This window comes from Kribbella voronezhensis (assembly GCF_004365175.1).
GTDB lineage: Bacteria > Actinomycetota > Actinomycetes > Propionibacteriales > Kribbellaceae > Kribbella > Kribbella voronezhensis.
Genome location: NZ_SOCE01000001.1, coordinates 4,822,063 through 4,844,600, shown reverse-complemented (window position 1 = coordinate 4,844,600; position 22,538 = coordinate 4,822,063). Strand labels below are relative to the sequence as shown.

Here is a 22,538-nt window from a genome sequence, read left to right as displayed (position 1 = left end):
GCGCCTTTGGGAGAGTGGTTCTCGTGACCACGATCTGGCTGCTCGTCGCTGTGCTGGCCTGCCTGGCCGCCGCGGCGCTCGCGGTGGCCCTCGTCCGGGCGCGGCGGGCGCACGCTCGCGCCTTGGAGGAGCGCGGATGGTTGCTCGAGCGCGAACGGGAGAGCGCAGCGCAGACCGCGGTCGACGCCGAGCGGGCCCGGATCGCCCACGATCTGCACGACATCGTCAGCCACAACGTGAGCGTGATGGTGATCCAGGCCGGGGCCGCGCGGCACGTGCTGGCGACCGAGCCGGCTGAAGCCGAGGCAGCGCTGCTCGCGGTCGAGGCGGCCGGGCGCGACACGATGGCCGAGCTGCGGCATCTACTCGGTCTGCTCGCACCGCCGTCCGATGGTCAAGAAGACGATCGACTGTCACCACAGCCGAGCCTGAGCCGGCTCAGTCCGCTGATCGACCGGATCGCCTTCGCCGGATTGCCGGTGGAGGTGCGGATCTCGGGGGAGCCGCGGCCACTTCCGGCCGGGGTCGACGTCACGGCGTACCGGATCATCCAGGAGGCGCTGACCAACGCACTCAGGCATGGCGACGGGGTGAAGGCGGAGGTGACGGTGCGATACGCCGACCACGCGTTGCGGGTGGAGATCCTGAACACCGGGCCGAGCATCCTGACCGGTGGGCGTTCACCGATCGCCGGTGGCGAGGGACGCGGGCTGGTGGGGTTGCGGCAGCGAGTGGCCGTGTACGGCGGCGATCTGGATGCGCGGCGCCGGTTGGGTGGCGGGTTCCGGGTCCGCGCGAAGATCCCGCTGGAGCGCCTGTGACGACCGCCCTCCGGGTCGTGATCGCCGATGACCAGGCCCTGGTGCGGACCGGGTTCCGGATGATCCTGACCGCGCACGGCATCGAGGTCGTCGGTGAGGCGGCCGACGGTGCCGAGGCCGTCGAGGCGGTCCGCCGGCTGGGGCCGGACGTCGTACTCATGGACATCCGGATGCCGGCGATGGACGGCCTGGAGGCGACCCGCCGCATCCTGGCCGAGCAGACGGGCTGCCGGGTCCTGATCCTCACCACCTTCGATCTGGATCGCTACGTGTACGCCGCTTTGGCGGCCGGAGCCAGCGGGTTCCTGCTGAAGGACGTCACCCCCGAGCACCTGGCGGCGGCGGTCCGGCTGGTCACCACTGGCGACGCCCTGCTGGCTCCCTCGATCACGCGGCGGCTGGTGGAGCGGTTCGCCACGCCCGCACCGACCCAGCCCGCGATCCATCGAGACCTCGCCGCCCTGACGCCACGGGAACTCGAGGTCCTCACCCTGATGGGCCATGGGCTGTCCAACGCCGAGCTCGCCACCGAGCTGACGCTGAGCGAGGCGACGGTCAAGACCCACGTCGCGCGGATCTTCGCCAAGCTCACCCTCCGCGACCGAGCCCAGGCCGTAGTCCTCGCCTACGAAACCGGCCTGGTGTCCCCCGGCGATCGCTGAGCGACCAGCACGCGCGCCGGAGCCCGGAACGACAACAGCTCGATCATCGGCGGCGCCGCCTCGACACCCCGTACTGCGGCCAGCAGCGGCCCAGCGCATTCCAGCGCCACCCGCGTCTCGAGCCGGGCAAGACCTGCCCCGAGGCACCGATGAATCCCGAGCCCGAAGGCCAGATCGGCCGGACCGCCGTGCCCCGACAATCCGAGCAGCACCGGCGCACCAGCAGGCAACTCGACGTCTCCGAGCGCAACCGGTTCAGCGGTGATCCGGCGCCAGGTGGGGACCGAGGACGACTCACGCAGTACGAGCTCGACCAGCTCTGCCGCGTCCCCGATCACCGAGCCGACGGCCCGATGGAAGGCGGCCGAGATCAACTGGGTCGTCGTCTCCTGCCCCGCGATCAGCAGGAAGTACGCCACCGCGCACACCTCTTCGTCGCTCAGTCCGAGCTCGACCAGCACCCCGAACAGATCGTCACCAGGCTGGACGCGCGCAGCCGTCACCCGCTTCCGCAACCACCCGTAGAACTCAGCCGCACTGTGCGCAAGCTCCAGCTGCCGATCCTCGTCCGGCCACCCCCAGAACAACTCCAGCGACTCCCGGCTCCACGCCTTCAACGCCGGTATGTCGACGTCGCGCACACCGAGCATCTCCAGCAACACCAACGCCGGCGGCTCCGCAGCCACCACTTCGACCAGATCCACCGGACCCGCAGCCAACAACTCCAGGGCGACGCCGACCCGCTCAGTCACCAACCGACGAGTCAACGGCTCGACCGCTGCAACCCGAGCCGGACTGAAGAACCGCGCCACCGCCGCCCGAATCGGCCGATGCGACGCCCCCGCGTTGTTCGCCAACGTCGGCGGCAACGCGAACCCAACCCCTTGCAACACCCGCAACGCCTTCACGCTCAACGCGGTATGGGCCACCACCGCGTTGTCCGGCCGAAACCCCTCCGGATCCAGCAGCACTCCCCGAACCTCACCCGGATCGTCAACAACCCACATCCCGAGCACTCCGTCATACCAAGCCGGACACCGAGTCACCGCAGCCCCCGCAAGACCCAGAGACGACGGCCTGACACGAGAGTCAGCCGCCTACTAAAACAGCGTCTCAGCTCCGAACACACTGTTTCAGCTCAACCAAACGGGTGCCGCGCCGACGAAGGCGTCGCGGCCCATCGAACCCGCTCCTTCGGGGATCCGTCCGATGATCGGTACGCCGGTGGTGACGGGGAGGTCGTCGAGATTGCAGCGCTCGGCGAGATCGGGCTCGGCCGGCCACGAGCCGATGACCAGGCCGGCGATGGGGAGGTGGCGGGCTCGGAGGGCTTCTACGGTGAGGCCGGTGTGGTTGAGGGTGCCTAGGCCGGGGCGGGTGACGATGATGAAGGCGGAGGGGGTGGTGAGGTGGGCTGCCAGGTCGGCGAGGTCGTTGCCGTCGGCGTCGAGGCCGACGAGGAGGCCGCCGGCGCCTTCGACCAGGACCAGGTCGCGGGTGGTGGCGAGGTCGCCGATCAGCTTTGCGTGAGTGTCGACGGAAGGCAGGGGGACGCCTTGGCGGCGGGCGGCTGTGGTGGGGGCCAGGGGGTCGAGGAGGCGGATGCCTTCGTGGAGGTCGGTCAGGCCGGTGAGGCGGTGGACGTCGTCGAGGTCGCCGGGTTCGTCGGCGGTGACGCCGGTTTGAGCGGGTTTCACCACGGCGACCGAGCCGTGCGCGGAGGCGGCGGCCGAGCCGTGGGCGGAGGCGGCGGCCGAGCCGTGGGCGGATGCGGCGTGCGCGGAGGCGGCGGCTGCTAGGGCGGCGGTGGTGATTGTTTTGCCTACGCCGGTGTCGGTGCCGGTGACGAAGAGAACGCGCGGTACGGGCCGATCTTTGCCGAAGGGCTGCCATGGGGTGGTGGTCATGAGGCTTCCTTGATGGCGGTGGTGATGACGGCGCAGGCTCGGTCGAGGTCGTCGGTCGACAGGCCTGCGTGGGCGGTTAGGCGGAGGCGGGAGATGCCGTCGGGGACGCTTGGGGGGCGGAAACTGCCTACTCGTACGCCGTTTTCGAGGCATAGGGAGGCGGCGTGGACGGCTTCTCGGGGGCCGGGCATCGGGACTGAGACGACGGCGCCGGCGGAGGGGGTGACGTTGCAGGCTGCGGCTAGGCGGGCTGCGGTGGTGTGGATGGTGTCGGGGCGGGTCGGCTCGTCGATGAGGACGCGGAGGGCGGCCAGGGCGGCGGCGCAGGCGGCGGGGTTGAGGCCGGTGTCGAAGATGAAAGGGCGGGCGCGGTTGATGAGGTGTTCGCGCAGGACCGCTGGGCCCAGGACCGCGCCGCCTTGGCTGGCTAGGGATTTGGAGAGGGTCATGGTGACGATGACGTGGTCCAGGCCCGCTAGGCCGGCGGCGTGGACCGAGCCATGACCGTTGCCGGTGACACCTAGTCCGTGGGCTTCGTCGACCAGGAGGACTGCGCCGTGTTCAAGGGCTACGGCGGACAGGGCTTCCAGGGGTGCGGCATCGCCTAGGACGCTGTAGACGGATTCGATCAGGACGACGGCATGAGGCTCGTTGCGTTCGGCAAGGGCTTTGCCGACTGCTTCGACGTCGTTGTGGGGGACGATCTCGACTCGCGAGCGGGACAAGCGGCAGGCGTCGACGATCGAGGCGTGGACGTGTTCGTCGGAGACCAGGAGGGTTCCGGGGCCTCCGAGGGCTGTGATGACGCCCAGGTTGGCGAGGTAGCCCGAGGAGAAGACGAGCCCACTCGACTGGCCTGCATAGGCAGCAAGCGATGACTCCAGCTCGGCATGCAGCGCCGTCGTACCGGTCACCAGCCGCGAGGCGGTGGCGCTCGCGCCCCACTCCCGTACTGCGGCAACCGCTGCCTCGATGACCCGCGGATCGCGAGCCAGGCCGAGATAATCGTTGCTGGCAAGGTCGATCAGTACTTCGTCGGCCGCGCGTGCCCGCAGTCGCCGGGTCAACCCACGGGACTCCAGCGCAGCCGCCTTCGGCGCCAGCCACTCCACCAGGAGGCCGCCGTCCGACGAGCCGGCAACGCCACTGTCCGCGGGCCCGGCAACGCCGCTCTCCGAGGGCCCAGCAACGTCACTGTCCGCGGGCCCGGCGGCGCCGCTCTTCGACGGCTCAGCAACGCCGTCACCTGTCATCAGTTGCCCTCGGCAATCGCTTCGACGATCGCCGAGCAGATCAACGCGATCTCCTCGTCGGTGCAGATGTACGGCGGCATCGTGTAGACCAGGTCGCGGAACGGGCGGACCCAGACGCCACGTCGCAGTACGGCGTCCGTCATGCCCTTCATGTCGACGGGGCCTGCCAGTTGGACGACCCCGACCGCACCCAGGACTCGCACGTCCTTGACCCCGGGGAGCGAGGCCGCGGGCGTCAGCCCAGCGGACAGTCCTGCTGAAATCTGAGCGATCCGAGCAGACCAGTCGGAGGCGAGCAGCAGGTCGATGCTCGCGAGGGCGACGGCGCAGGCCAAGGGATTCGCCATGAAGGTCGGGCCGTGCATCAACGCGCCGCCCGGTCCGTCGGAGACGACCCGCGCGACGTCCGTCGTACAGAGCGTGGCGGCCATCGACAGGTAGCCGCCGGTGAGGGCCTTGCCGATGCAGAGGATGTCCGGCTCGATATCTGCGTGGGACGAGGCGAAGAGCGTGCCGGTGCGGCCGAAGCCGGTGGCGATCTCGTCCAGGATGAGCAGAAAGCCGTGCTCGTCGGCGAGTTCGCGCAGCAGCCGTAGGCAGGCCGGGCTGTAGGGATACATCCCGCCGGCGCCTTGCAGGATCGGCTCGACGATGATCGCCGCCACTTGATCCTTGTACTGCGCGGCGACCTGCCGCATCGCCGCGGCCCACGCGAGGAACTCGGGATCGTCGTCCGGCCGGTCGAACCCGCTCGGCGGTTGCGGACCGAAGACCTGCTCCTTCAGCGCACCGGTGAACAGCGAGTGCATCCCGTTCACCGGGTCGCAGACGCTCATCGGCGCGAAGGTGTCGCCGTGGTACCCGCCGCGGACGGTGAGCATCCTCGTCCGCCCGTGCCGTCCCCGCGCCACCTGATATTGAAGCGCCAGCTTGATCGCGACCTCGACGGACACCGATCCCGAGTCGCAGAAGAAGACGTGCTGCAGCGACGAAGGGGTGATCTCGATCAGCCGCGACGCCAGCCGGATCGCCGGTTCGTGGGTGAGGCCGCCGAACATGACATGGCTGAAGTCGTCGACCTGTTCCTTCAGCGCGGCATCCAGCACCGGGTTGCGGTAGCCGTGGATCATGCACCACCAGGAGGCCATCGCGTCGATCGCCTTCACCGTGCCGCCGTCGCCGTCGTCCAACGACAGCCGTACGCCGGACGCCCCGCGCACCAGCCGCATCGGCGACGGCTCGCTCAACGACGAGTACGGATGCCACAGCGACTCGGCATCGGCAGCCAGCAGTCCGGCGGCGGACACCGGTAGCGCGGCGGACGTCGGTAGCGCGGCGGACGTCGCAGCCGGGGCGTCGGGCCTCGGCGATCCGGAGGTGGACAGCTCGGTCATGGCGAAGTGACCTCGCCGTGGGCCGAGCAGCGGGCGGTCCAGCCCATGGGATGGACCTGGACGATCATGCGGCGCCGGCACTGGTCGCAGTACCGGGGTGGTTCGAGCGTGAGGGCCTGACGGCACGCCTCGTGCGCGCCGTCGGTGGTCTCGCGGCCACAGTGGCCGCAGTACAGGACGGTGGTCACGGTCACAGTGTCTTTTGAAGCTCTTTGACCGGCATCTTGAGGTCGGCCAGCAGGTCGAGGTCGGCGGTGGCCGGGCGGCCCAGGGTGGTCAGGTAGTTGCCGACGATGACCGCGTTGATGCCACCGAGCAGGCCTTCGCGGGTACCGAGGTCGCCCAGGGTCAGCTCACGGCCACCGGCGTACCGCAGTACGGTCTTCGGCATCGCGAGCCGGAACGCGGCGATCGTGCGCAGCGCGTCCTTGCCGGCCATGATCTCCATGTCGCCGAACGGGGTGCCCGGGCGCGGATTGAGGAAGTTCAGCGGTACCTCGTGCGGCTCGAGTTCGGCCAGCTGGGCGGCGAGCTCGGCGCGCTGCTCCAGCGACTCGCCCATCCCGACCAGACCGCCGCAGCACAGTTCCATGCCGGAGTCGCGGACCATCAGGCAGGTCTCCCAGCGCTCCTCGAAGGAGTGCGTGGTGACCACGTCGCCGAAGTACGAGCGGGCGGACTCGAGGTTGTGGTTGTACCGGTGCACGCCCATCGCCTTGAGCTCGTCGACCTGAGCCTGGGTGAGCATGCCGAGCGAGCAGGCGATGTTGATGTCGACCTCGGCGTTGATCGCCTCGATGCCGGCCTTCACCTGCGCCATCAGCCGCTCGTCGGGTCCGCGGACGGCGGCGACGATACAGAACTCGGTCGCGCCGGTCTTCGCGGTCTCCTTGGCGGCCTCGACCAGCTCGGGGATGTTCAGCCAGACCGAGCGGACCGGCGAGGTGAACTGCCCGGACTGCGAGCAGAAGTGGCAGTCCTCGGGGCAGCCGCCGGTCTTCAGCGAGATGATCCCCTCGACCTCGACCTCTTCACCACACCACTTCACCCGTACTTCGTGCGCCAGCGCGAGCAGGTCGTCCAGCTGCTCGTCCGGCGATCGCAGAACCTCGACCAGCTGCTCCTGGGACAGGCCGACGCCTCTTCCCAGTACCTGCTCACGAGCCACCTCGAGGATGTCGGTCATGGTTCTCCTGCCTCATCGAACGGTCGGCCCACAGTAAGCCAGTGGGACCGATCCGCACTGCGAGGGGCGTCACCTTGGAACACCCGTCACCGAAGTGCCTCAGCGAAGATCTCCCGAAAAAGTTTTTGCGAACCTCGTAACCCCTTGTGAGTGGCCTCGTTGATGTGTGCAGAGGCGGTGATCGCAAGAACACAGCCTCCGGTTACGAGGAGCGACTGAAATGTCGCACATTACGATCAGCACGCAGAGTGATTACGGTCACCGCGAGCCGGTCAAAATGGCTCGAATCGGTAGTAGAGTGAGGCACATGAGCTCGGGTCGCCAGCTGTGGTTGGTGACCCGATCCCAAAGCGCCGGGCGCCTCACCCCGGCTTGAGTGGGTCCCTCGGGAAACGATTTGGGCGGAAACGTTCCCGAGGGACCTGCTCCCTTTTCTCCACCTTTTACCCTCATCCTGACCAAGGTTGAGGGTTTTTCATTTTCTCCCTGATGCCATTCCGCCCCCGCCATTCCCACCAGCCGCAGAGTATTGTTGTCGCAACGTCACGGTTCCGTTACAGCGTGGAGCCGGAAGTCACTCTCGCCCAGAAGTCTCGAAGCAGATCCTTGACCGCCGTCGCCTCCTCGACGTGCCCGAAGGAACCACTCCGCTCCAGCACCTCGAACCGGGCACCCGGGGCGAACCGGACGAAGTCCCGCTGCAGCTCCGGATACAGCGCCCGGTCGTAGCGCCCCGCGAGCAGCATCAGAGGAACGGTCAGCCCTCGCAGCCGCGGCCGGAAGTCCGGGATCCGCGCCACCTCACCGCCGATGACGAAGTCCACGTCGTCACCGCAGAACAGCGGATACAGCTCGACGTTGCGAGCACCCGGTTCGGTCGCCAGCAGCGCCGCGTTGTCCGGGTTGTAGAACCGCACCAGCTTGACGGCCGCGGCGAACTCCCGCTGCAGCTCGGGATCGGTCGACCGGACTCCGGCAGCGCGCAACGCCAGAATCCGCTCCCACACCTCCGGGAACTGAGCGGCCAGTTCACGGTTGATGTTGGCGTGGTTGAGCTGCCACATCTCCGGGCTGTGCAGGGTGTTGGCGAGCACGAGCGACCGGACCAGCTCGGGGTGCTCGAGCGCCACCGCCTGGCCGAGCAACCCGCCGTACGAGAAGCCGTACAGGTGGACGGGGCCGACGCCGAGTCGTTCGATGACGGCTGCGACGTCGGCGACATCGGTGGCGAAGGTGATTTCGCGCAGGTCAGCCGGCGCTTCCGAGCGCCCGCGTGCGTACAGGTCGAGGTAGATCACCTCGTGGTCCTCGGCCAGGGAGTCCAGGTGCGGATGGAAGATCACGTGGGAGCCTGCCGGGCCGAGTCCGGAAAGCAGCAGCACAGGTTCGCCTGCGCCGTCCCGCTCGACCCACAGCCGGCGACCGGCCGTCGCCTCGATGAGCCGTCCGGCGGGGTGATTGACCTCGTTCGACATCGGGGCACCTCTCTGCGTCTGGCGCGGAGCGGGTGCCCCACTGCCGATAGAACGTCGGCAGCGCGCGAGGTGTGAGGGCTATCCGGCGTCCGTCGTCGACCGGATCTCGACGATCGGCAGCCGCAGCGCTCCAGGCGCGTCGGCAGGCACCACAGGGTGAGCGGGGCGCACCGGTGTCAGCCGCTGGTACGCCGTGCCGAGGGCGGGCCGGGCGTCTTGCTCGCCCTTGTTCGGCCAGAACGACAAGGCCCGCTCGGCCTGTGCGGTGATCGTCAGGGACGGGTTCACGCCGAGGTTGGCCGAGATCGTCGAGCCGTCCACGATGTGCAGGCCGTCGTACCCGTAGACCCGGTGATAGGGATCCACCACGCCGGTCTCGGCCGAGTCGCCGATCGCGCAGCCGCCGATGAAGTGTGCGGTCATCGGCACGTTGAACGGCTCGCCGATCGTGCCGCCCGGCGTACCGTTCATCAGCTTGGCCATCCGCCGGACCACCTGGTTGGCGACCGGGATCCAGGACGGGTTGGGCGCGCCGTGCCCCTGCCTGGACGACAGCCGCCAGCGACCGAACCTGTCCCGCCGGCCGAACGTCGTGATCGAGTTGTCCGCGGTCTGCATCACCAGCGCGATCACGGTCCGCTCGGACCAGTGCTTGAGGTCGTACAGCCGGCGCAGGTTCTTCCGCTGCACGGCCATCTCCTTCAGCCACACCCGCCAGCGCGCCCGGTCGCCGTCGCCGTCGGTCAGCACGGTCTGCAGCAACGACATCACGTTGCTGCCCTTGCCGTACCGGACCGGCTCGATGTGGGTGATGTCGTCCGGATGGAACGACGAGGTGATCGCCACGCCACGGCTGTAGTCGACGGTCCGGTCGCGAGCGATTGCCCCCAGCAACGATTCTGAGTTCGTCCGGGTCAGCACGCCGAGCCGGCCGGACAGCTTCGGCAGCTTGCCCTCGTCCTTCAACCGGTGCAGGAGCTTGGCCGTGCCGAGCGCGGAGGCGGCGAAAATCACTTGCTGGGCAGTGAATCTGCGCGTCAGCTTGCGGTTCGACGTACGCCGCGTCTCAATCGCATAGCCGCCCTCGGGCAGCGGAGTCATCGACGTCACCGTGGTCATCGGGAACACCTTGGCGCCGGCCTTCTCGGCCAGGTACAGATAGTTCTTCGTCAGCGTGTTCTTCGCGTTGTGCCGGCACCCGGTCATGCACTCGCCGCAGTCGATACACCCCGTACGCCGGGGCCCGGCGCCACCGAAGTACGGGTCGTCCACCTCGACGCCCGGCTCGCCGAAGAAGACGCCGACCGGGGTCGGGTGGAAGGTGTCCCCCACGCCCATGTCGTCGGCGACCTGCTTCATCACCTTGTCGGCCGGCGTGAAATGCGGGTAGGTGGTGACGCCGAGCATCCGCTTCGCCTGGTCGTAATACGGGGACAGCTCGGACTTCCAGTCGGTGATGTGCGCCCATTGCCGGTCGGCGTAGAACGCGGGCAGCGGTTCGTACAGGGTGTTCGCATAGACGAGACTGCCGCCGCCGACTCCCGCGCCGGACAGGATGATCACGTCCCGGAGCGCGCTGATCCGCTGGATCCCGTACATCCCGAGTGACGGTGCGAACAGGAACCGCTTGGTGTCCCAGGAGTTCTTCGCGAAGGTGTTGTCCTCGAACCGCGGCCCCGCTTCCAGGACCGCGACGTCGTATCCCTTCTCCACCAGGCGAAGCGCGCTGACCGACCCGCCGAAACCGGATCCGATGATGACGACGTCGTGATCGGTCATGCGCGGCCGAGCTTCTTCAGCACCCGGAGCGCGCCGGTCATCAGTTCGGCGTACGCCTCGTCCTTCAGGCCGTGCGAGGCGGCGATCGGCAGCATCCGCTGGGTCGCGATCGCCTGCGGGTCGACGTACCGGCGGATGCCCTCGACACCCTGACGGCGGCCGAGGCCGGACGAGCGCATCCCGCCCATCGGGGTGTCGATCGAGCCGAAGGTGGCGGCGTAGCCCTCGTTCACGTTGACCGAGCCGGCGACCAGTTGCGCGGCGACCTTCCGGCCGCGCCGGCCGTCCTTGGTCCAGACGCTCGCGTTCAGCCCGTACTCGCCCTCGTTGGCCCGCTCGATCGCCTCGGACTCGTCGGAGAACCGGTAGATCGACACCACCGGCCCGAACGTCTCGTGGTCGAAGCACTCCATCTCCGGCGTCACGCCGGACAACACGGTCGGCTCGTAGAACAGCGGCCCGAGATCCGGCCGAGCCTTCCCACCAGCCAGTACTACGGCCCCGCGCGACCTCGCGTCCTCGACGTGCCGGCTGACCGTCTCCAACTGGGCCTTGGAGATCAGCGACCCCATGTCGACGTCCCAGCCGGTACCGGCCGAGAGACGGATCTTCTTCACCCGGTCCAGGAAGGCGGTGACGAAGGCGTCGTAGATCTGATCGGCGACGTACAGGCGTTCCATCGAGACGCAGAGCTGGCCGGCGCTGGAGAAGCAGGCTCGTACCGCGCCCTCGGCAGCGCGGTGCACGTCGGCATCACGTAGTACGAGCATCGGGTTCTTGCCGCCGAGTTCGAGGCTGCAGCCGATCAGGCGTTCACCGGCCTGCTTGGCCACCAGGCGACCGGTCTTGGTCGAGCCGGTGAAGCAGACGTAGTCCGTGTTCTGGATGATCGCGCCGCCGACGGTCGGGCCGTCGCCGTTCACGGCCTGCCAGGCGTCGCGGGGCAGCCCGGCTTCGTACAGCAACTCGATCGCCCGGAGTGCGGTCAACGGGGTCTGGCTGTCGGGCTTGTGGACCACGGTGTTGCCCGCGAGGACCGCGGGGATGCCGTCCGCCATCGCCATGCTGAGTGGGTAGTTCCAGGGCGAGATGATGCCGACGACACCCTTCGGCACGAACCGCTGCTCGGCGCGGGTGAGCACGGGGAACATGCCCAGTTTGCGCTGTGGTGCAAGGAGTTCGGCGGCTTTGCGTCCGTAGTACCGGGCGGTCAGCGCGACGTGCGCGACCTCCTCGAAGGCCTGCTTGCGGGCCTTTCCGGACTCCAGGATGACCAGGTCGACCAGCTCGTGCCGGTGGTCGAGGACGAGGTCGTGATAGCGCAGCAGGATCGCGGCGCGGTCGTCCAGGGACGTGTTCTTCCAGGTCCGCTGGGTCCTGCGAGCCGTCCGAACGGCGGCGAGGACGTCGTCGGGACTGGACAGCGGCAGCTCGGCAACCGGTTGCCCGGTGGCGGGTGCGTACGACGTGCGCGTTCCTGCCGTGGCGCGCAGCAGACCCCCGAGCCGGCGGATCACCGACTGGTCGGTGGCGTACGACGCGGTGGGGTCGAGCTCGGGGTCGGCAGGGATCGAGGTCTGCTCGCTCATCTGCCCAGGCTACCTGCCGGTAACAGCTGTGTCAGCAGTTGTGTTCCTGATGTCGCAGACGTGAGGCATACCGGCGAACTAAACGCTAGTGTGAGCGACTGAACTGGTGAAGGGCGGGGTTGTAAAGATGGTGGACAGCGGGGGGCTCTGGACGCCTCCTGAGGACGAGCTCGGCGAAGCGTTGCAGACAGCCCAGGTGCTGATCGAGGAGGGCCGGGCCGACGAGGCCGGGCCGTACCAGCAGCGTGTGATCGAGCTTGCCCGAGAGCGTGCCGGCGACCGCCCGGACCACTACGAGGCCAAGCACCTGATGGCAGCCACGCAGTACGAGCTGGCCGGGTCGCTGAACGCCTCGGGCCGGCACGAGGAAGCGCTGGCCGCCTTGCACGAGGCCCAACTCGGGTACACCGAGCTCAGCGACGCCGGCGTACTGGACGCGACCTCGTTCCTGGCCGACGTCCGGGCCCGGCGCGCGATGACCCAGGCGCACCGCGGCTTCGGAGCGACCGCCGTACTGGAGATGGACGGCGCGGTGATCGCGTACGGCCAGCTCGTCGGCGGCGAGAACGGCATCCAGCACCAGCCCGACTTCGCCCGGGTGCTCGCGATGAACGCGCTCATCCTGCGCCGGTACGGCGATCCCGACCTGGCCGTGGCTTCCGCGGACGCGGCGACCCAGTTGTTCCTGCAACTGGCCGACCAGATCAACGCGAGTCCCCAGTCGTTGTCGTACGCACGCTACTTGTGCTCGTCGACGGCCGTGTCCGCCGACATCCACGCGGCCGAGGGCCGGCTCGACCTCGCGCTCGAGGCGGACGAGATCGGCCTGAGTACGGCCGACACCCTGGCCGACTCCGAGTCGGCGACCGACCTGCGAACCCTGGTGTCCGCGCTGACCCGCAAGGGCAAGCACCTGGGCATCGTCGGCCGGCTGATCGAAGGCGAGACCTGCCTGCGCACCGCGGTCGCGACCGACCCGGAGACCGCCGCCCGGGTGTCCGAGGAGCTGGACCGCGGCATCCCGCCGTCGCTGACCACCGCGTTGGAGAACGCGGAGATCAAGCTCGGCCCGTACGAGCAGTACTACCGGTTGCTCGCGCTGAGCGAGCCCGCGCCGGGGATGACGCTGGCGACCGTGTCCGGCCGGACCGACCCCGAATCGGCCGCGGTCCGGGCCACCGAGCTGGCCGAACTGGTCCGCCCGATGCTCGTGCACGACACCGAGACCGCGCTGACGCTGGGGCTGGAGGCGCACTACCTGTTCGCCATCTCGTCCGAGCGCGAGTCACACCGGATGCGGTACGAGACTTCGACGTACGCGCCGATCTGGGCGCAGGTGCTGCTCGACATCTCCGAGGCGTACCACGCGGCCGGGCGGACCGAGCTGGCGCTCGACCTGGCCGGCTGGAGCGCCGAGGTGGCGACCGCGCTGATCCCGTTCACGATGACCGACGGCGAGGTGAAAGACCTGGCGGGCGCCTGTTACCGCCACCACGGCGACCTGCTCGCCGCGACCGGTGACTTCACCGCCTCCCAGCACGCTCACGACGCGGCCGCCCAACTGCAACATTGACGCCTCCCGCCGCTGGGAGCACGCTGGCGGCAAAGGGGGTTGGCCATGGATGTCGTAGAGCTGCATCGGCGTGCCAGCGAAGAGTTCGTCCGTCAGGTTGCTTCGGTGCGGCCGCACCAGTGGGGTGATCCGACGCCCTGCTCCGACTGGACCGTGCGCGACCTGGTCAACCACGTCGTCGGCGAGGAACGCTGGACCGTACCGTTGCTGGCCGGCCGGACGATCGAGGACGTCGGCGACTCCCTCGACGGCGACCTGCTCGGCGACGACCCGGCATCGGCCGCCTCCCACGCGGCCCGCGCCGCCCAGAACGCCGTCACCGAACCCGTACTACGAGGCGCCACCGTCCATCTCTCGTACGGCGAGGAGCAGGCGGCCGAATACGTCTACCAACTCGCTGCCGACCATCTCGTGCACGGCTGGGACCTGGCAGTCTCGATCGGCGCGCCGGTTCATTTGGATCCGCAGGTCGTCGACGGGATCTCGACCTGGTTCAAGGAGCGGGAGGACCTCTACCGCGGCGGCGGCGCGATCGGCCCGCGACTCGAGGGCTACTCCGATCCGACGAGCACTCTGCTGGGTGCCTTCGGTCGAGATCCGGCCTGGACTCCCGCGCACGCGACGGTAGAGCGGCTCGGCGCGGCCTTCGCGCGGGGAGATGTCGACGCGATCATGTACGAGCTGACCCCGGACTGCGTCTTCGAGTCGACCTCACCGGCACCGGACGGGACCCGCGTCGTCGGAGGTAAGGCTGTCCGCGAACAGTGGGAGCAGTTGTTCGACCAGACGAACGACGCCGTCTTCGAGACCGAGGAGACGGTCGTCCTTGGCGACCGCGCGGTCGTGCGCTGGCGGTTCTCGTGGAACGAGGCGGACGGGCACCGCGGTCACGTTCGGGGCGTGGACGTGCTGCGACTGCGAGACGGCAAGGTCTGCGAGAAGCTGTCCTACGTGAAGGGCTAGTTGTCCTGCAGGTCGAGGTTGAGCGCGCCGACGAAAAGGCCGGCCTCGGCTTCGGTCATGCCGGTCTCGCTGACCACCAGCGCGGTCGCCTGATGCAGTTCACCGGCCGCCTTCAGCGCGCGGGTGCGCTCGGCGAGGTTGGTACCGGGCATCCGTAGTACGGGGGTGTCGGTGACGGGCGGGACGTAGCGGCCGAGGCGGATCTCCTCGACCAGGTCGCGGGCCAGATGGAGGTCGACGTCGGTGCGTTCGCGCACGTACTTGACCGCGAAGAGCGTCTTCTTCGTGGTGAGCAGGAAGCGGATCTGATCCACGTCCTGCGAGGAGAGCTTCGCCCTCGCGGCGGCGAGGGCAACGTTGTCGGCGTCCTTGCTGCGGCGGCTGAACAATCCCATGGCCCAATCCTTCCAGGTCCCCCCACCCCACGCGCCCGCCACCCGAAGTGGGCCGCCTCACAAGCGGCGCAGGAGTGCCGATCCTGATCCCGCCACGCGACGCCCACTAGCGGCTCGCCTGCGCCGGCTCAGCCGGCGAGGGTTTTGAGGAGGTCGGCCCAGATCTGGGCGCCGAAGGCTCGGTCTGCTTGCTCGGAGCCACCGCGCGCCATCGTCTGGCCGCCGACCTTCGGCTGCTCTCCCGGGAACACGATCCGGTGCCCGGCCTGGGCATCGACCATCATCCGCGTGTCCAGACTGCCGCGCCGCAGCGCGATCTGCTCGGCGAACTCCACCGACGGCCACACCTTGTCGTCACCGCCGGCGATCAGTACGAGGTCGCCCTCGAACTGCTCAATCGGGATCTGTGCGGCGGCTGCCTCGGCGGGAAACTTCCGCAGCCTCGACCGGTAGGAGTCGACGTAACTAGGCGGATCGCCATCCGGCCGCCAGTCCAGGTCGAACGGGACGAACGGCAGCGGCTCGCCCCGGCAACTCCAATGTGAGGTTTGTACGCCGTCCTCGATCCAGCCCCAGACATAGGCGCTGGGTGCCTGCGCCACCACCACGTCGATCCGGTCGTCCACTGTGCCGAGCAGAAGCGCTGCCTCGGCGCCGAAGGAGGTCCCCATCACGACCAGCCGGTCGTTGCGGGCTGCGAGTTCGTCCAGCGGGAACGACTCCAGCGGGATCTCGCTGACCCGCTCGTCGAACCACTTCGGCGCGAGGACGTCGTACCCCTGAGCCGCCAGAATCCTGGCCCGATCCAGGTCAGGGACACCGCTCGAACCGTGCAGCAGCAGGATCCCGGTGCTCACGCGTCGGCCCCGGCGTACGTGCTCCGCATCACCCGGCCGAAGGTCAACCGACGACGACCTCGACGCGCTGGAACTCCTTGAGCTCCGTGTACCCCGTGGTCGCCATCGCCCGCTTCAGCGCGCCGACCAGGTTCATCGTGCCGTCCGGGACCCAGGACGGGCCGAACAGGATCTCCTCCATCGTGCCGGTGACCCCGACCTCGACCCGCTCGCCGCGCGGCAGATCCGCGTGCCAGGCCTCGGCTCCCCAGTGGAAGCCACCGCCGGGCGCATCGCTGGCCCGAGCCAGCGGCGATCCGACCATCACCGCGTCCGCGCCACACGCGATCGCCTTGGCCACATCGCCGGACCGGCCGACCGAACCGTCCGCGATGACGTGCACGTAGCGGCCGCCGGACTCGTCCATGTAGTCCCGACGCGCCGCCGCGACGTCCGCGACCGCCGACGCCATCGGCACCGCGACGCCGAGCACCTTGCGGGTCGTGTGCGCCGCGCCACCACCGAAGCCGACCAGTACGCCGGCGGCGCCGGTCCGCATCAGGTGCAGCGCGGCCTGGTGGGTCGCGCAACCACCGACGATGACCGGTACGTCGAGGTCGTAGATGAACTGCTTGAGGTTCAGCGGCTCCGCCTGACCGGACACGTGCTCGGCCGACACCGTCGTACCGCGGATGACGAACAGGTCGACACCGGCATCCACGACGTGCTTGGCGAACTGCTTGGTCCGCTGCGGCGACAACGCGCCGGCCACGGTGACGCCCGAATCGCGGATCTCCTGCACGCGCTGCGAGATCAGCTCGGGCTTGATCGGCGCCGAGTAGATCTCCTGCAGCCGGTGCACGGCCTGCTCGCGGCTGAGGGTGGTGATCTCCTCCAGCAGCGAGGTCGGGTCGTCGAAGCGGGTCCACAGACCTTCGAGGTTCAGCACGCCGAGCCCGCCGGCCTTGCCGATCGCGATCGCGGTGGCCGGCGACATCACCGAGTCCATCGGCGCGGCCAGGATCGGCAACTCGAACCGGTACGCGTCGATCTGCCAGGCGACCGAGACCTCCTCGGGATCCCTGGTCCGCCGCGACGGCACGATCGCAATGTCGTCGAACGCATACGCCTGCCGACCGCGCTTGGCACGGCCGATCTCGATCTCGGTCATGCCCGCAGCCTACCGAGCCGCACGGACGAGACCTACTTCAGTCCAAACCACCTGTCGCGGCAGGGATGCCCGTCGCGGTCCAGAACACCCCTCGCAGTCGGCCCACCGCCGACGGTCAGGGGCGGGAGGGGGCGTGGCGGTCCAGTTCGGCGCTGGCGCACCCCGGCGGCAGGCCGGTGACCGATGCCCCGGTCGCCGCCGGTGTGCTTTGCGGTCAGGGGTGCCAGGTGCGTTGGCGGTCCAGTTCGGCGCGGAGTTTCGGGCCGAGCGCGTGCTCGATTCCGGCCCCGGGCTGGTCAGGTGAGGGCAGCATCTCCACGAACGAGACGGCGATCACGTTGTCGACGTCCGGGTTCTGCTCGAACTCGCGCTCCAGGAACGCCAGCAGCGGGCGGATCAGCTCGACCTCGCCGCCGGCGTACCGGGCGCAGACCTCAGGCACGAGACCGCCCACGACCACATGCCCGAGGGGGTTCCGGTACTCCTCGAAGTGCTCCAGCACCTGCTGCCGCAAGAACGGGATCTCGTCGGCCAACCGGTGCAGGAAAGCGACCACAGCCGGGGAGACGGACTCGTCGTCGCGGCGAACCTGTTCGTTCTTGAGCTCGCGCAACCGCGGCCCGAGCAGGTCCAGTACTGCGGAGTCGCGCTCCCCGGGATCGGGCAGGCAACTGACGAACCTCGCAGCGAACTCCGCCGTCTCCGGGTCGGCGGCCTCGTTCTCCAGGAACGCAAGCAACGCCCGCAGCCGATCCCCCGCCTCGGCATCGCCTTCGACCCACCGATGAACCGTGCTGAACGCGAGCCCGATCAAGAAACTGCCCGGTGTCGGCGCCCGCAGCCCCACGCCTCTGTTCTGCTCGTAGACCGCTCGCGCACGATCCCACTCGCCCCGCAGCGCAGGCACCGCCTTGAGCAACCGCCGCAAGAACCCGCGCTCATTCACCACCAAGCCACCTCGTCGTGCTCGCTCATCAGCAGCGCACCGTCGCGCTCGACCTGCGCTGACGACCTCCCTCCCGAGGCGCCGCCGACCCGCGGCAGCCGGCCCAGCGACGCCGGATCATCCGGCGGACCACCTGGTCGGCCGAGCATCCGGCGGACCGCCTGGTCGTGCCCGCTCACCGGGCGGATCCTCAGGTCGTGCTCGCTCGTCGGGCGGACCGCCTGGTTGTGCTGGCTCGTCGGGTGGGCCGCCGTGGTTCGTTCATCGGCGGCTCACCCCGTCGAGTCTGGTCGTCGGCGGGGTGGGTGGCGGGTCGGGTCAGCGGCCGGAGTAGTTGGGGGCTTCTACTGTCATCTGGATGTCGTGGGGGTGCGACTCCTGCAGGCCCGCCGAGGTGATTCGGACGAACTTGCCCTTTTCCTGGAGCTCGGCGACGGTGCGGGAACCGCAGTACCACATGGACTGGCGCAGGCCGCCGATCAGCTGATGGGCGACGGCGGCGAGCGGGCCGCGGTACGGGACCTGACCCTCGACACCCTCGGCGATCAGCTTCTCGTCGCTGCCGACGTCGCTTTGGAAGTAGCGGTCCTTGGAGTACGACTTGCGCAGGCCACCGGACTGCATCGCGCCGAGCGAGCCCATCCCGCGGTACGCCTTGAACTGCTTGCCGTTGATGAACACCAGGTCGCCCGGCGACTCCTCGCAGCCGGCCAGCAGCGAGCCGAGCATCACGGTGTCGGCGCCGGCCACGAGGGCCTTGGCGATGTCACCGGAGTACTGCAGGCCGCCGTCGCCGATCACCGGCACACCGGCGGGCTTGCAGGCCAGGGACGCCTCGTAGATGGCGGTGACCTGCGGTACGCCGACGCCGGAGACGACTCGCGTCGTACAGATCGAGCCCGGGCCGACGCCCACCTTCACGCCGTCCGCGCCCGCGTCGACCAGCGCCTGCGCGCCGGCGCGGGTGCCGACGTTGCCGCCGACGACGTCGACGCCGTCGGTCGCCGGGTCGGCCTTGAGCTTGCGGATGATCTCCAACTGCGCCTGCGAGTGACCGTGCGCGGTGTCGACGACGAGCAGGTCGACGCCGGCCTCGACCAGGGTCATCGCGCGCTTGTAGGCCTCGCCGAAGAAGCCGATCGCGCCCGCGACCCGCAGCCGGCCGGTGTGGTCCTTGGTGGACAGCGGGAACTGGTCGCGCTTGACGAAGTCCTTCAGCGTGATCAGGCCGGTCAGCTTGCCGTCGGCGTCGACCAGCGGGAGCTTCTCCACCTTGTGCTTGCTCAGCAGCGCCATGGCGTCGTCGGCGGAGATGCCCTGCTTGCCGGTGATCAGCGGCTGCTTGGTCATCACCTCGTGCACCGGGCGGTCCTGACTCGTCTCGAACCGCATGTCGCGGTTGGTGACGATGCCGACCAGCACACCGGCGTTGTCGACCACCGGCACCCCGGAGATCCGGTACTGCGCGCAGAGCGCGTCGGCCTCCCCGATCGTGGCGTCGGGGCCGATCGTGATCGGCTGCGCGATCATGCCCGACTCGGACCGCTTGACCAGGTCGACCTGCTGGGCCTGGTCCTCGATCGACAGGTTGCGGTGCAGCACGCCGAGGCCGCCCTGGCGCGCCATCGCGATCGCCATCCGGGCCTCGGTGACGGTGTCCATCGCGCTCGACAGCAGCGGGATGGACACCTCGATGTTGCGGCTGACCCGGGACCGGGTGTTCGCCTCGGACGGGATGACGTCGGACTCTTCGGGCTGCAGCAGCACGTCGTCGAAGGTCAGACCGAGGACGGCGAACTTGTCGGGAACTCCGGAGGCTGTGATGTCCATGAGGGAGGCAAGCACCTTTGCACGGCGAGAACGGGACCCCATCCTATGCCGCACCCGCCTCGAGCCCTTAATCGGTCATCCACAGGGGCCGCAAGGCCGCGCCCGGGGGCACGACCTTGCGTACGCAGTACTGACTTCGCCGCTCAGCGCGGAGTGGGTCCGGTCAGCGTTCGGTCATCGGGATGTTGAGGACGGTGAGGATCTGGCGCAGCGTCATCGGGGCCATCGAGCCGTGCGCGCGGGCGATCGCCGCGTGCCTGCCCTCGACGTACTTGCCGTTCGAGTGCTTGCCCGGCTGGTACTTGCCCTTGGCGTAGCCGAGCGACACCTTGCCGCTCGAGTGCTTCGCGGAGGAGGCGAGCGATCCGCCGAAGTACTGCTCCAGGCGCTTCGGCAGTTCGGTCGGTCGACCGCTCGGCGTCGGCAGCAACTCACCGAGCGTGGCCGCGTCGGTCTGGCTGGCCGACTCGGTGCTCTCCGTCGTGCCAGCACCGGTCTGACCGTCGCCGGTGTCACCAGTTGCCGTGTCCCCGACTGTGGTGTCACCAGTCGTGGTGTCCCCGGCTGGGGTGTCACCCGTCGTGGTGTCGCCGGTCGTGGTTCCACCAGTCGCGGTGTCACCCGTGGTGGTGTCGCCGGTCGTGTTCTCGCCGGTGGACTCGCCCGGGATCGTGGTCGGGACCGGCGTCGTGGCCGGGTTGTCCGTGGAGCCCGCGCCGGTCGAACCGTGGTCGCTCGCACCGCCGTCGGCCGGCTGGGTCGGATCGCTGCTCGGCGGGTCAGTCGGAGCCGGCGTCGTCGGGTCGCTGGTCGGCTCGCTCGGCGGCGGCGTGGTCGGCTCGGTCGGCGGATCCGTCGGGTCACCGGTCGGCTGATCGGTGGGATCGCTGGTCGGCTGATCACCCGGGTCGGACGGCTGGGTCGGCTCGACCACCTGCGGCGGATCCGGATCCTTGATCGTGGTCGGCTTCTCCACTTGCGCCGGAACCGGCCGGGCCAGCGGCTGCGGCTTGAAGAGATCCTTCAGCAGCACCGGGCCGGCGACCGACGGATCGTTCTTCTCCTCGGCGTCCTTCGCGGCCTGCTGCTCTTCCTGCTTCTTCTGGTAGTCCTTCTGGACCTTGACGATCTTCGTCTTGTCGAAGATCGGCATTCCGTCGAGCTGTTCCTTCGGGACCGTCGTCTCCGGGCTGAGCCCCTGGACGACCTTCTCGATCACCTTCTCGTACGGCGACAGCGGGTTACCGGTGAAGGCCGCGGCCACACCGGACACCGACAGCGCGGCCACCGCGGCGACGCCGAGCGCCAGGCCACGGGCCGCCATCTTGCGAGCGAACGGGTCGGTCACCGGGTTCAACGCAGCACACCGCGCCAGGAAACTCTCCGGATCGTCGATCGTCTCCACCGGCAGCTCGTCCTCGACCTCGACGGCCAGCCGCAGTTCGGCCAGCAGCATCAGGGCCGGGTCGTGCTCGGCCGCCGCCCAGGCGGTCTCCCCACCGGCTGCGAGCAGATCAAGCAGCGCGTCATCGGCTTCGATCGCGTCAAGATCGAATCGCTCAGCCATGTCGCTCCTCCCCTGCCCGTCGTTCCACCTTTGCCTCATGCCCCACAAACCCCCTGAGCGTGTTCAACGCTCGATGTTGTGCGACCCTCACCGCCCCCGGTGTCATCCCCAGTGCCCGGCCGGTCTCCTCGGCTGACATCCCCGCTACCACCCGGAGCCGCAGGATCTCCCGCAGTTTCTCCGGCAACCTGTCCATCAGGCTCATCACGTGCCTGAGCTCTGCATACCGTACGGCGTGCTCCTCCGGCGTCGGCGATTCGTCCGCCCCGTCCGGAAGATCCGGCGTCGACACGTCGGCCACCGCGAACGCACGCTGCGCGTCGGCGACCTTGCGCGCCGCGATGCCGTAGACGAACGCCTCGAACGGCCTTCCCTCGTCACGGTACCGGCCCAGTGCGCCGAACACCGCGACGCACACTTCCTGAGCGACGTCATCGACCATGTCGGCGCCACCCGGATAAGTCCACAGCCTCGACCGCACGTAGCGGTGGGCAACAGCACGCACCCGCGTCAGCAGATCGTTCAACGCTGTCCGGTCGCCGCCGCTCGCCAGTGCGGCGAGATCACGCAGCTCAACCCGGTCAGGGGTGTGCGGTAATTGGACCTCGGTCACCTCGCCCCCCTCGTATCGGACCGGTCAGCCTGCAAGATAGTACGGCCGCCAACTCCCCTTGCATAGTGGCAATCGGTGATCACTGAGCTTTTTTCATTACAACCTGTAACCTACCCGCGAGTCACGTCGCCGGCCCCACGCAGCTCTCTCCGTTCGCAGCTCCCGCCCACCCCTCGGCCGCGGCTCCTTCGTCGCCGCTCGCGCGCTAGGTGGCCGTTGTCAGTGGTGTCGGTTGTTCCAGAGCCACGACTCAGTAGAAGACGTGGCATGAGCGGCAATGCAGGAGCCAGCAACGGAGCACGACGGCAGCTTCTGCATGGTTTTGACGATCTCGCCGGCACTCCGCCATGCGGCGACGGAGGACCCGGCGACCCGGGGTGGGAGGAGTGAGCCACGCCGGAGCTGGCGCCCAGGTGGGCGGGAGCAGCAACGGGGTGGGCTACTCAGCACGCGAGGCACGAGCAGGGCGCCCCCGGGGTGGGTGGGAGCAGCGAGCACGAGCGCTAAGGGGGCGGCTTACTCAGCCCGCGAGGCACGAGCAGGGCGTCCCCGGGGCCGGCCAGAACAGCGAGCACGAG

21 protein-coding genes are annotated in these 22,538 nt (G+C 69.0%); 4 read left to right on the top strand and 17 right to left on the bottom strand.

What is annotated here, in order from left to right; genetic code table 11:
• The first annotated feature begins 23 nt into the window (after nucleotides 1-23).
• Both EV138_RS22710 and EV138_RS22705 read left to right on the top strand, forming a co-directional pair.
• Nucleotides 24-821 carry a sensor histidine kinase gene (locus EV138_RS22710; RefSeq protein ID WP_238158294.1) on the top strand — a complete coding sequence of 266 codons (798 nt, stop codon included), beginning with the start codon at nucleotides 24-26 and terminating at the stop codon, nucleotides 819-821.
• On the top strand, nucleotides 818-1,483 hold the full coding sequence (locus tag EV138_RS22705) for a response regulator (protein WP_133980808.1): 666 nt from the start codon (nucleotides 818-820) through the stop codon (nucleotides 1,481-1,483). Before EV138_RS22710 ends, EV138_RS22705 begins: the two co-directional genes overlap by 4 nt.
• On the opposite strand, the gene EV138_RS22700 is transcribed toward EV138_RS22705, so the two are convergent.
• The 9 genes from EV138_RS22700 to EV138_RS22660 form a co-directional block, all read right to left on the bottom strand.
• Nucleotides 1,447-2,490 (bottom strand): cytochrome P450 family protein, encoded by a 1,044-nt coding sequence (locus EV138_RS22700; protein WP_133980807.1) that lies wholly within the window; start codon nucleotides 2,488-2,490, stop codon nucleotides 1,447-1,449. The two genes, EV138_RS22705 and EV138_RS22700, sit on opposite strands and share 37 nt — an antisense overlap.
• Nucleotides 2,491-2,616: 126 nt before the next feature.
• Nucleotides 2,617-3,390 (bottom strand): ATP-dependent dethiobiotin synthetase BioD, encoded by a 774-nt coding sequence (bioD, locus tag EV138_RS22695; RefSeq protein WP_133980806.1) that lies wholly within the window; start codon nucleotides 3,388-3,390, stop codon nucleotides 2,617-2,619.
• Nucleotides 3,387-4,643 carry an 8-amino-7-oxononanoate synthase gene (locus EV138_RS22690; protein ID WP_133980805.1) on the bottom strand — a complete coding sequence of 419 codons (1,257 nt, stop codon included), beginning with the start codon at nucleotides 4,641-4,643 and terminating at the stop codon, nucleotides 3,387-3,389. Before EV138_RS22690 ends, bioD begins: the two co-directional genes overlap by 4 nt.
• Nucleotides 4,643-6,037, bottom strand: a complete 1,395-nt coding sequence (bioA, locus tag EV138_RS22685) for an adenosylmethionine--8-amino-7-oxononanoate transaminase (RefSeq protein ID WP_202866795.1) — start codon at nucleotides 6,035-6,037, stop codon at nucleotides 4,643-4,645. Before bioA ends, EV138_RS22690 begins: the two co-directional genes overlap by 1 nt.
• Nucleotides 6,034-6,225, bottom strand: a complete 192-nt coding sequence (gene bsaP, locus EV138_RS22680) for a biotin synthase auxiliary protein BsaP (RefSeq protein ID WP_133980804.1) — start codon at nucleotides 6,223-6,225, stop codon at nucleotides 6,034-6,036. The genes bioA and bsaP overlap by 4 nt, the downstream gene beginning before the upstream one ends.
• A 2-nt stretch (nucleotides 6,226-6,227) precedes the next feature.
• Nucleotides 6,228-7,223, bottom strand: a complete 996-nt coding sequence (gene bioB, locus EV138_RS22675; RefSeq protein WP_112242981.1) for a biotin synthase BioB — start codon at nucleotides 7,221-7,223, stop codon at nucleotides 6,228-6,230.
• Nucleotides 7,224-7,777: 554 nt separating this feature from the next.
• On the bottom strand, nucleotides 7,778-8,698 hold the full coding sequence (locus EV138_RS22670; RefSeq protein WP_202866794.1) for an alpha/beta fold hydrolase: 921 nt from the start codon (nucleotides 8,696-8,698) through the stop codon (nucleotides 7,778-7,780).
• A gap of 78 nt (nucleotides 8,699-8,776) precedes the next feature.
• On the bottom strand, nucleotides 8,777-10,477 hold the full coding sequence (locus EV138_RS22665) for a GMC oxidoreductase (RefSeq protein WP_133980803.1): 1,701 nt from the start codon (nucleotides 10,475-10,477) through the stop codon (nucleotides 8,777-8,779).
• Entirely contained in the window at nucleotides 10,474-12,066 is a 1,593-nt protein-coding gene (locus tag EV138_RS22660; protein WP_133980802.1) for a succinic semialdehyde dehydrogenase, read from the bottom strand. Before EV138_RS22660 ends, EV138_RS22665 begins: the two co-directional genes overlap by 4 nt.
• A gap of 127 nt (nucleotides 12,067-12,193) precedes the next feature.
• Here EV138_RS22660 and EV138_RS22655 point away from each other — a divergent pair, with 127 nt between their 5' ends.
• Nucleotides 12,194-13,639, top strand: a complete 1,446-nt coding sequence (locus tag EV138_RS22655; protein ID WP_238158293.1) for a tetratricopeptide repeat protein — start codon at nucleotides 12,194-12,196, stop codon at nucleotides 13,637-13,639.
• Between the two features lie 45 nt (nucleotides 13,640-13,684).
• A complete protein-coding gene (locus tag EV138_RS22650) occupies nucleotides 13,685-14,602 on the top strand; it encodes a TIGR03086 family metal-binding protein (RefSeq protein ID WP_133980801.1) in 918 nt (305 codons plus the stop codon).
• On the opposite strand, the gene EV138_RS22645 is transcribed toward EV138_RS22650, so the two are convergent.
• The 8 genes from EV138_RS22645 to shbA form a co-directional block, all read right to left on the bottom strand.
• Complete coding sequence (locus tag EV138_RS22645; RefSeq protein WP_133980800.1) at nucleotides 14,599-14,997, bottom strand: hypothetical protein; 399 nt, start codon at nucleotides 14,995-14,997, stop codon at nucleotides 14,599-14,601. The two genes, EV138_RS22650 and EV138_RS22645, sit on opposite strands and share 4 nt — an antisense overlap.
• 128 nt (nucleotides 14,998-15,125) lie before the next feature.
• On the bottom strand, nucleotides 15,126-15,854 hold the full coding sequence (locus tag EV138_RS22640; protein ID WP_133980799.1) for an acyl-CoA thioester hydrolase/BAAT C-terminal domain-containing protein: 729 nt from the start codon (nucleotides 15,852-15,854) through the stop codon (nucleotides 15,126-15,128).
• A 43-nt stretch (nucleotides 15,855-15,897) separates the two neighbouring features.
• Nucleotides 15,898-17,004 carry a GuaB3 family IMP dehydrogenase-related protein gene (locus EV138_RS22635; protein ID WP_133980798.1) on the bottom strand — a complete coding sequence of 369 codons (1,107 nt, stop codon included), beginning with the start codon at nucleotides 17,002-17,004 and terminating at the stop codon, nucleotides 15,898-15,900.
• Nucleotides 17,005-17,218: 214 nt separating this feature from the next.
• Entirely contained in the window at nucleotides 17,219-17,953 is a 735-nt protein-coding gene (locus EV138_RS22630; RefSeq protein WP_133980797.1) for a DUF7674 family protein, read from the bottom strand.
• The gene (locus EV138_RS22625) at nucleotides 17,947-18,129 is read right to left on the bottom strand and encodes a hypothetical protein (RefSeq protein WP_133980796.1); all 183 of its coding nucleotides are present in this window, start codon (nucleotides 18,127-18,129) and stop codon (nucleotides 17,947-17,949) included. Before EV138_RS22625 ends, EV138_RS22630 begins: the two co-directional genes overlap by 7 nt.
• Before the next feature lie 139 nt (nucleotides 18,130-18,268).
• Entirely contained in the window at nucleotides 18,269-19,780 is a 1,512-nt protein-coding gene (gene guaB, locus EV138_RS22620; protein WP_133980795.1) for an IMP dehydrogenase, read from the bottom strand.
• Between the two features lie 163 nt (nucleotides 19,781-19,943).
• Nucleotides 19,944-21,347, bottom strand: coding sequence for a hypothetical protein (locus EV138_RS22615; RefSeq protein ID WP_133980794.1), 1,404 nt, complete (start codon nucleotides 21,345-21,347; stop codon nucleotides 19,944-19,946).
• Nucleotides 21,340-21,960 carry an RNA polymerase sigma factor ShbA gene (gene shbA / locus EV138_RS22610; protein ID WP_112243003.1) on the bottom strand — a complete coding sequence of 207 codons (621 nt, stop codon included), beginning with the start codon at nucleotides 21,958-21,960 and terminating at the stop codon, nucleotides 21,340-21,342. The genes EV138_RS22615 and shbA overlap by 8 nt, the downstream gene beginning before the upstream one ends.
• Nucleotides 21,961-22,538 lie beyond the last annotated feature (578 nt).